The sequence below is a fragment of the Oscillibacter ruminantium GH1 genome (genome assembly GCF_000307265.1).
GTDB classification, from domain to species: domain Bacteria; phylum Bacillota; class Clostridia; order Oscillospirales; family Oscillospiraceae; genus Oscillibacter; species Oscillibacter ruminantium.
Window position 1 is genome coordinate 691,362 of record NZ_DF158897.1, and the last position, 8,199, is coordinate 699,560.

At 54.3% G+C, this 8,199-nt stretch carries 9 protein-coding genes; 2 read left to right on the forward strand and 7 right to left on the reverse strand.

Going from position 1 to position 8,199, the window contains the following annotated elements; all coding sequences use genetic code 11:
• Positions 1-1,083: a site-specific integrase gene (locus ON16_RS07690; protein ID WP_040660858.1), complete on the reverse strand. Its 1,083-nt coding sequence runs from the start codon at positions 1,081-1,083 to the stop codon at positions 1-3.
• A complete protein-coding gene (locus tag ON16_RS07695) occupies positions 1,070-1,288 on the reverse strand; it encodes a helix-turn-helix transcriptional regulator (RefSeq protein ID WP_040660860.1) in 219 nt (72 codons plus the stop codon). The genes ON16_RS07690 and ON16_RS07695 overlap by 14 nt, the downstream gene beginning before the upstream one ends.
• 206 nt (positions 1,289-1,494) lie before the next feature.
• Here ON16_RS07695 and ON16_RS07700 point away from each other — a divergent pair, with 206 nt between their 5' ends.
• On the forward strand, positions 1,495-2,016 hold the full coding sequence (locus ON16_RS07700; protein WP_040660861.1) for a helix-turn-helix domain-containing protein: 522 nt from the start codon (positions 1,495-1,497) through the stop codon (positions 2,014-2,016).
• Between the two features lie 217 nt (positions 2,017-2,233).
• On the opposite strand, the gene guaA is transcribed toward ON16_RS07700, so the two are convergent.
• Entirely contained in the window at positions 2,234-3,769 is a 1,536-nt protein-coding gene (guaA, locus tag ON16_RS07705) for a glutamine-hydrolyzing GMP synthase (protein ID WP_040660863.1), read from the reverse strand.
• Position 3,770: 1 nt separating this feature from the next.
• Positions 3,771-4,349 (reverse strand): xanthine phosphoribosyltransferase, encoded by a 579-nt coding sequence (locus ON16_RS07710; RefSeq protein WP_040660866.1) that lies wholly within the window; start codon positions 4,347-4,349, stop codon positions 3,771-3,773.
• Between the two features lie 180 nt (positions 4,350-4,529).
• Here ON16_RS07710 and ON16_RS07715 point away from each other — a divergent pair, with 180 nt between their 5' ends.
• The gene (locus ON16_RS07715; protein ID WP_040660868.1) at positions 4,530-4,718 is read left to right on the forward strand and encodes a hypothetical protein; all 189 of its coding nucleotides are present in this window, start codon (positions 4,530-4,532) and stop codon (positions 4,716-4,718) included.
• 24 nt (positions 4,719-4,742) lie between these two features.
• On the opposite strand, the gene ON16_RS07720 is transcribed toward ON16_RS07715, so the two are convergent.
• The 3 genes from ON16_RS07720 to ON16_RS16060 all read right to left on the reverse strand — a co-directional run.
• Positions 4,743-5,564: an Mrp/NBP35 family ATP-binding protein gene (locus ON16_RS07720; protein ID WP_040660870.1), complete on the reverse strand. Its 822-nt coding sequence runs from the start codon at positions 5,562-5,564 to the stop codon at positions 4,743-4,745.
• 68 nt (positions 5,565-5,632) lie between these two features.
• Positions 5,633-7,873 (reverse strand): ATP-binding protein, encoded by a 2,241-nt coding sequence (locus tag ON16_RS07725; protein ID WP_243441791.1) that lies wholly within the window; start codon positions 7,871-7,873, stop codon positions 5,633-5,635.
• A 90-nt stretch (positions 7,874-7,963) separates the two neighbouring features.
• On the reverse strand, positions 7,964-8,199 hold a 236-nt coding region (locus tag ON16_RS16060; RefSeq protein WP_207643785.1), incomplete at its 5' end, for a hypothetical protein.

The window sequence follows — 8,199 nt, forward strand, 5'->3', positions numbered from 1 at the left end:
TCAAGCCCCTTTCTCAGTCTTTAGTGCATCCAATTTGCTTGCCATCTCGATCTGTCTTGTTGGGAATAGGTGGGCGTAACGATAAGTAATATCGATGCTCTCGTGTCCAACACGGTCAGCGATTGCCAGAGCTGTGAAGCCCATGTCAATCAAAAGTGAAATGTGCGAATGTCTCAAATCGTGTATTCTAATGCGCTTTACTCCAGTTTCCTTGCATCCTCTGTCCATTTCTCGATGAAGATAACTTTTGGTAATCGGGAATATGCGGCTGTCATTTTCCACTCCATAGAGCTGCTTCAAATAATCCTGCATTTCTGCACATAGGAACTCTGGCATCTGAATTGTGCGAATACTCTTTGACGTCTTAGGCGTGGTGATGACATCTTGCTTATTCAGTCTCTGATAAGATTTGTTGATACGCAGTGTCTGCTTCTGGAAGTCAAAATCTGCCGGGGTAAGAGCCAGCAGTTCACCCTCACGGATGCCACACCAGTAGAGCATTTCAAAGGCGTAGAAGGAAATTGGTTTGTCCATCATTGCTTCGGAGAATTTCGTGTATTCTTCCCGTGTCCAGAACAACATTTCTCGCCGTTCCTCCGTCCCCATATTTCCTGCCCGCTGTGCCGGGTTAACTTGCAGCCCATAATATCGGATAGCGTGGTTAAAAATAGCACTGAGCTGATTGTGGACGGTTTTCAAATAGGTGGTGGACAGGGGCTTGCCATGGCAGTCCGTCAATCCTCGAATTTCGTTCTGCCAGTCGATAATATCCTTTGCGCTGATTTCCGAGAGCTTTCTTTTTTTGAAATACGGTAGGATTTTCTTTTGGATAATGCTGTCCTTTGTCAGCCATGTGTTGAGCTTGAGTTTGGGCTTGATGTCTTTTTCATACAGTGCCACAAAGCTCTCAAAGGTCATGTTCACATCGGCCTGTTTCTCCATCAGAAATTCTCGCTCCCACGCCTGTGCGTCCTTTTTAGTGGCGAAACCTCGCTTGAGCTTCTGCTGCCGTTCGCCCCGCCAGTCGGTATAGCGGAACTGCACATACCATGTACCGTTGTCCTTGTTCTTAAATGCTGCCATCTTGGATTTCCTTCCTCTCAGAGTAGTTTCTTGTTCCGTAGAACTTTTCGTAGAAAAACTTGCGATCAATCCTGCCGGAAATTGTGATGCACCCGGTCTGCTTCAACTCCTCATTCATCTTTTTAATGAGCTTGTAGGCGTAGGGCTTGGAGACCCCCAGCTCTGCGGCAACCTCATCCACGCGCATGAAAATTTGTCCTGCCATAGGCAAAATACCATCCTTTCCTCTTTCATTATGATTATCTGGAGCTAAGCTTATTAGCTTAGTTTATTTCATTATACTAAACCTATTTGTTTGTGTCAAGCGGCTTGCGAGAAAATGTTAAACAAATTTATTTAATTTAGCTTGACTGCATTAAACAAATCTGCTATGCTATGAATAATCAGTACACATGATAGGAGTTGGCTATAATGGCGATTGGCGAGAGAATCAGCTTTTTCCGCAACTTGCGGGGTATGACACAGAAATATCTTGGTATGCAGGTGGGCTTTCCTGAAAAGTCTGCCGATGTGCGTCTGGCACAATATGAAACCGGGACAAGAACTCCCAAGGCTGATATGACCGCCGCTTTGGCCAATATGCTTGACGTGTCTCCTTCGGCTCTGTCTGTACCGGATATAGACTCCTATATCGGACTAATGCACACGCTCTTTACCTTGGAGGACAGATACGGCTTAAAGGTCGTTGAATGTGATGGTGAAGTCCACCTCCGAGTGGATGTTTGCAAAGGCAAGTACGCTGACGAACTGAGCCGTTCCATGATTGCTTGGCGGGAACAGGCGGCAAAACTGGAGGCCGGGAAGATCACCCAAGAGGAATATGATCGCTGGCGTTATCGCTACCCGGAGTACGATACCACCCGCATTTGGGCAAAGGTGCCACCACAGCAGTTGAGCGATTGGCTGGTGGATGAGCTAAAAAAAGACAAATGAAAAAAGGTCTTACCGACTTGCAAAAATCGGTAAGACCTTTTCTTTATAGATAAGTTATTCTGCACACCTGCAAACCACCCGTTACTCTGAAATAAAATCAGTAAGCATGGTTTTGACAAGTGCTATCAATCTGCTATCAAACAGGGTGGGAATTCTCCTTAAAACGTCACTTTTCCGGCTGTAGAGCCGTATTTTGAGCTACTAAGATAAAAGTTCCTTATTCCCACTCGATGGTGGCGGGGGGTTTAGAGGTAATGTCGTAAACGATGCGGTTGATGTGGGGAACCTCGTTGACGATGCGAACGCTGACGCGATCCAGCACATCATAGGGAATCCGGGTCCAGTCGGCAGTCATAAAGTCCGTCGTCGTCACGCTGCGCAGAGCCAGCGTATAGTCATACGTCCGCCCGTCGCCCATCACGCCCACGGAGCGCATGTTGGTCAGCACCGCAAAATACTGGTTCATACTGCTCTCCAGCTTGGCTTTGGCAACTTCATCCCGGAAAATAAAATCCGCCAGACGCAGAGTATCCAGCTTTTCCTTTGTGATTTCTCCGATGACCCGGATGGCAAGGCCCGGGCCGGGGAAGGGCTGACGCATCACCAGATATTCCGGCAGCCCCAGCTCACGGCCAAGGCTGCGAACCTCGTCCTTAAACAGCATCCGCAAAGGCTCGATAATTTCTTTGAAATCCACGTAGTCGGGAAGGCCCCCCACATTGTGGTGGCTCTTGATGGTGGCGGAGGCGCCGAGACCCGATTCGATTACGTCCGGATAAATAGTGCCCTGCACCAGATAATCCACGCGGCCGATCTTCTTGGCTTCCGCCTCAAAGACGCGGATGAACTCCTCGCCGATAATCTTGCGCTTGCGCTCCGGGTCCGTTACGCCCGCCAGCTTTCCGAGGAACAAATCCTCGGCGTTGGCGCGGACGAAGTTAATGTCCCACTTCTTGAAGGCTTCCTCCACCTCGTCGCCCTCGTTCAGGCGCATCAGGCCGTGGTCCACGAACACGCAGGTCAACTGACTGCCAACGGCCTCGGCCACCAGTGCCGCCGCCACGGAGGAATCCACGCCGCCGGACAGAGCCAGCAGAACCTTGCCGTCGCCAACCTTTTCGCGAATCTCGCGAATGGCGGTGTCCTTATAATCACCCATGGTCCAGTCGCCCTTGGCGCCGCAGACCTCATAGAGGAAGTTGTGAATCATATCAGGCCCGTGCTGGGTGTGATTCACCTCGGGGTGGAACTGAACGCCGTAAAAACCCCGCTTTTCGTCGCAGATGGCAACCGTGGGGCAGGCGTCGGAATGGGCGGCCAGAGAGAAGCCCTCGGGCACCTTTTCCATATAGTCGCCGTGGCTCATCCAAGTGACGCCCTCCCGCGGAAGACCCTTGAAGAGCTTGCAGTCCGTGTTGAAATAGGTTTCGGTCTTGCCGTATTCCCGGGTGGTGTCCTCCGTCCCGGCGGTGACCTTGCCGCCCAGATGGTGGGCCAGCAGCTGGCAGCCGTAGCAAATGCCAAGAACCGGAATCCCCAGTTCAAAGATGGCGGGGTCTACCTGCGGAGAGGCGGGATCATACACGCTGTTTGGCCCACCGGTAAAGATAATGCCGATGGGCGCTTCCGCCTTCAGCTTGTCCAGCGCAGTGGTATAGGGCTTGACTTCGCAGTACACATTGCACTCGCGGACGCGGCGGGCGATGAGCTGATTGTACTGTCCGCCAAAGTCCAGTACGATGACTTTTTGCATATTAGTCGTCCTCCCGGAAAACAATATTGCCCGGCTCGGCGGATTCGATAATGGCCAGAGACTTCAGATTCATGCCCGCGGCGCGAAGCCGGTCGCCGCCGCCCTGAAAGCCCTTTTCCACGGCGCAGCCGATACCGACCAAAGAGGCCCCGGCCGCTTTTACAATGTCAATCAGGCCGCGCATGGCCTCGCCGTTGGCCATGAAGTCGTCGACAATGAGAACCTTATCGTCGGCGGAAAGCCATTCCTTGCTGACCAGCAGGGTCACCTTCTTTTTATAGGTGTAAGAGAAAATGTCGCTCTGATAAAGGCCGCCCTCAATGTTGTCGCTCTTGGCCTTCTTGGCAAAGATCATGGGCTTGCGGAAATGCTGGGCGCAGACCGCCGCCAAAGCGATGCCGCTAGCCTCAGCGGTAAGAATCATCGTGACCTGATCCATGTCAAAATGACGGCCAAATTCCTCGGCAATATGATCCATCAGGACGGTGTCGATCCGGTGATTCAAAAAGCCGTCCACCTTGATGATATTGCCGGGCAGAACTTTGCCCTCCTTGACAATGCGGTCCTTCAATTCCTGCATAAACTGTGTCCCCCTCTGTTTATTTCGTTCCCCCAACGAGGGGGACGCGCGTTTTTTCGATCAATTCTATTATTATGGATAGGGCGACATTTTGCAACTGTTTTTACAAACAAAAAGTAGAATTTGTGGCGACAATGCTTGTGAATTTTGTCTTTACATGGAAGATCGGGACGCAATTCGATGCTTTCTGATCTGCCAACGGTGCAGAAGACGGCAAAAGTGCAGTTTTTGGGAAACAGAAAACCGCTGCCTGATGCTAGGATACCCCAAAAAGAGGCGGATTGCTTTAATCAGAATGCAATTGAAAATTTTATTGCCGCGCTGCTGCAAAAAACCGGCGGACGCTCTTCGTCCGCCGGTTTTTTATAAGCGCTGAAAGTTGGCGCTGGAAGGTTACTTACCCTCAACAGCGTTGGCGGCGGCATTCAGCCAGTCGCCCTGAAAGTCCTCAATGCTGCCTGCGTCGGTGAGTGCGGCCAGCGCCGGGTCGATGGGCATCTGCGCCAGCAGCTTCAAATTGTGCCGCGCGGCGGCCTGAGCGGTCTTGCCCTCGCCGAACAGATAGATCTTTTTGCCGCAGTCCGGGCAGGCCACATAGCTCATGTTCTCCACCAGACCCAGAATGGGAACCTCCATCATCTCCGCCATCTTAACCGCCTTTTCCACCACCATGCCAACCAGCTCCTGCGGAGAGGCAACGATGATGATGCCGTCCAGTGGAATGGACTGGAAGACGGAGAGGGACACGTCGCCGGTGCCGGGAGGCATATCCACAAACAGATAGTCCACATTCCAGATCACGTCGGTCCAAAATTGCTGGACCACGCCGGAGATAACCGGGCCGCGCCAGATCACCGGGTCGGTTTCGTGCTCCAGCAGCAGGTTGGTGGACATGATTTCAATGCCGGTTTTCGTGACGGCGGGGAGGAGGGCCTGCCCGTCGCTCTCAGCGCGTTCATGAATACCGAAAGCCTTGGGGATGGAGGGGCCGGTAATATCAGCGTCCAGAATACCGGCTCGAAAGCCCCGCCGCTGCATCGTCACCGCCAGCTGGCTGGTGACCATGGATTTGCCGACGCCGCCCTTGCCGGAGACAATGCCGTAGACCTTCCCGATGTGGCTGTCGGAATGGGCTTCTTTCAGCAGGGACTGGGGTTCCTGCCGTTCTTGGCAGCTCTCGCCGCAGGTGGAACAATCGTGCGTACACTCGCTCATGTCAAAACTCCTTTTGCCGTATTTATAATGTGTCGCGGAAAATCATTGCTTTACAACCGGAGAATATCTTATACCCCAGACGGGCTGTTCGTCAACCGTTGAACGGAGACTGCCGGGTCGTTTGCAAAAAAGGCGGCCTCTCGGCTGTGGCAGGTGAAGAGAAGAATCTGGCGCTTTTTTCCCTCCTCCTTTAAGAGCCGGAGGGCGGCTTTGCAGCGCTCGTCGTCAAAATTTGTCAGTGCATCATCCAGCACCAGCGGAGGCGCATCCTGCTCCGGCAGGACCAGTTCGCAGATTGCCAGCCGCGCCGCCAGATACAGCTGATCGCCCGCTCCGGCGGAGAGCAGCTGCGCGTCCCGCCAAACCGTGTCTCCCGCCGGTTCGGCGGAGAGATGAAAGCTGCGATCCAGTACCACGTCGGTGTAGACCCCGTCGGTGAGCGCAGAAAAAATCTGCGCCGTCCGCCGCCCCAGCTCCGGGGAAAAGCGGTTTTGCAGCTCTGTGTTAGCACCCTCCAACGTTTCCATCGCAAGATAGATGGAACGGTACTCCGCTTCCAGTGTCTCGATTTGACCGGAGAGCTGTTCTATCTGTGCCTCCAGCGCGGCCCGACCGCCCAGAGCGGCGATCTGCCCGGAGAGCCGGTCGGCGGCAGACTGCGCGGCGGAAAGCTGGGCTTTCACGTCTACAAGCGCGGCGTTTAAATCCTCTCGGCTCTGCTCCGGCGGGGCGGCGGGGGCGTTCTCAGGGAGATCGCTCTCGGGAAGCTGACGGCGCATTGTCTCGTATCGCAAACGGGCGCTCTCAGCGGCGGACAGGGCTGCGTTCAGTTCCCTGCGCCGGACGGCGCACTCCCGCAGCGCGGCGTCTGCGGCGGCAATGTCAAACGCGGCGGGGGCGAACCGGCGGACCTCCAGCAAAATGCCCTGCTGGTTGGAGGTGAGGGAGGCGTACAGCGCGTCGTAGGTGGCGGCGGCCTTCACCACCGCACTCTGGGACTCGTCCCGGGCTTGACAGAGTGCGGCGTAGGTTTCCACCAGAGCGGTAATTTCCGCTGGGTCGGCGGTGCCATAGCGCTTCAGCAAGACCGCATTCTTGGCTTGTGCCGCACTCTGCGAGCGGAGCTTCCAAAGAATGGGAACGCAGCCCGCACCCAATGCAACGAGAATACCGGGCACAAAGCCCTGAATCGTAAAACTTCGACTCCAGACAAGGGCGATAATGCCCAGCGCAATGCAAAGGACTCCAAAAATCGCCAATAGCACGCTGCCAAACGACAGGGGTGCGCGGACATTGGGCGATGCGGCCGCTTCCCGTCTTGCCTCCTCTACCGATTTTCCGGCGAAGGGGCTGTCGCTGACGGCGGTTTCGGCACGGACGCTGGCCTTCATGGCCGCGTCCTTTTCTGCCATGGCCTTGTCCACGGACTTGCGCACAGTCTCTAGATTCACAATCGCTCCCCGCAGGCGGGCAATTGTCTCGTTTTCCGGAAGACGGGATTCCTCTGCCTGCTGCCGGAGATTGGAGATTGTTCGTTCGGCCTCAATAGAGGCGGTTTCCGCCTCGGTAAGGACCCGACGCTTTTGTGCTGCATCCCAGCCGTCGTGGAGCGCTAAAAGGGAAGAGAGGTCCGCTTCCTGCTGGGCAAGCCGGGTGATTTCCCGGCGCGCCTCCGCCAGTTGACCTTCCGAGCCGGATAGAGTGTCCAGCTGCCGCTGGGCTTCTGCCAGTTCCAGTTCCAACGCGGGAATCTGACCGGTTTTGTTGTGACGGCGGCGGTTCAATTGCTTTTTCAGCGCGTCCGCGGCCTCGGAATAGGAAGTGTCTTCCTCGCCGGTGGTGATCAGGGCGGCAATTCTCTTTTCAAGGCCCGCGTCCTGACTGATGGCAAGGCCCGCTTGGCGGATAAAGGCGCTGCGCTCATAGACCTCCCGACTGACGCCAAGCAGCGTCTCACCGCAGCTTTGTCCGGTAAGCCCGGGAAACTCGTCGCCGGTTCCGGCGTAAACCGCTTTGAAATCACCCAAGGGGGCGGTCTGCCGTTTTGTCTCCCGGAGAAGGGTCAGCTCGTTGTCCCCAATGCGGCAGTCCAGACGGCCGGACATGGCCGCGCCGCTCCAAGGAGCGTATCGGTTTTTATCCGCGATAAAGCCGACCCGATCCCGCTCGCGGCTATTGATGCCGTACAGCATGGAAAGAAGAAAGGCGCACCAAGTGGATTTTCCGGTTTCGTTGGGGGCTTGTAAAATGTTCAGGCCGTCGGATAAATCCAGCGTTTCCTGATTCAGTTTGCCAAATGTGGCGCTCATACGATGAATGCGCAGAGAGATCACCTCTGTTTAATGGATTTTATATTGAGCCTATCATACCATATAAATAAAGAAAAACACAGAGTCATTTTAAAATGCCTGAAAAAGGCGCATATAAGCCGAAATTATGGGCAATATCAAAAAAAGTGAAAAAGATGCAAAAAACCTATTGACAATTAGGGCCAAGGCTGGTATTCTAACAAAGCTGTCGGCGAGAGCTGCGGCGGAACTGAAAAGAGGAAGTTGAGTTCTTGAAAAAAGTGCTTGACAAACCACCGGAAACTGTGGTAACCTAATCAGGCTGTTCCGAAAGAGACGGACGACGA

Bases quoted from the DNA above. Each gene is read 5' to 3' on its own strand.
- ON16_RS07695 (WP_040660860.1), bottom strand. From the start codon at position 1,288: ATGGCAGGACAAATTTTCATGCGCGTGGATGAGGTTGCCGCAGAGCTG.
- guaA (WP_040660863.1), bottom strand. From the start codon at position 3,769: ATGCAAAAAGTCATCGTACTGGACTTTGGCGGACAGTACAATCAGCTC.
- ON16_RS07690 (WP_040660858.1), bottom strand. From the start codon at position 1,083: ATGGCAGCATTTAAGAACAAGGACAACGGTACATGGTATGTGCAGTTC.
- ON16_RS07700 (WP_040660861.1), top strand. From the start codon at position 1,495: ATGGCGATTGGCGAGAGAATCAGCTTTTTCCGCAACTTGCGGGGTATG.
- ON16_RS07720 (WP_040660870.1), bottom strand. From the start codon at position 5,564: ATGAGCGAGTGTACGCACGATTGTTCCACCTGCGGCGAGAGCTGCCAA.
- ON16_RS07715 (WP_040660868.1), top strand. From the start codon at position 4,530: ATGCTTTCTGATCTGCCAACGGTGCAGAAGACGGCAAAAGTGCAGTTT.
- ON16_RS07725 (WP_243441791.1), bottom strand. From the start codon at position 7,873: ATGAGCGCCACATTTGGCAAACTGAATCAGGAAACGCTGGATTTATCC.
- ON16_RS07710 (WP_040660866.1), bottom strand. From the start codon at position 4,349: ATGCAGGAATTGAAGGACCGCATTGTCAAGGAGGGCAAAGTTCTGCCC.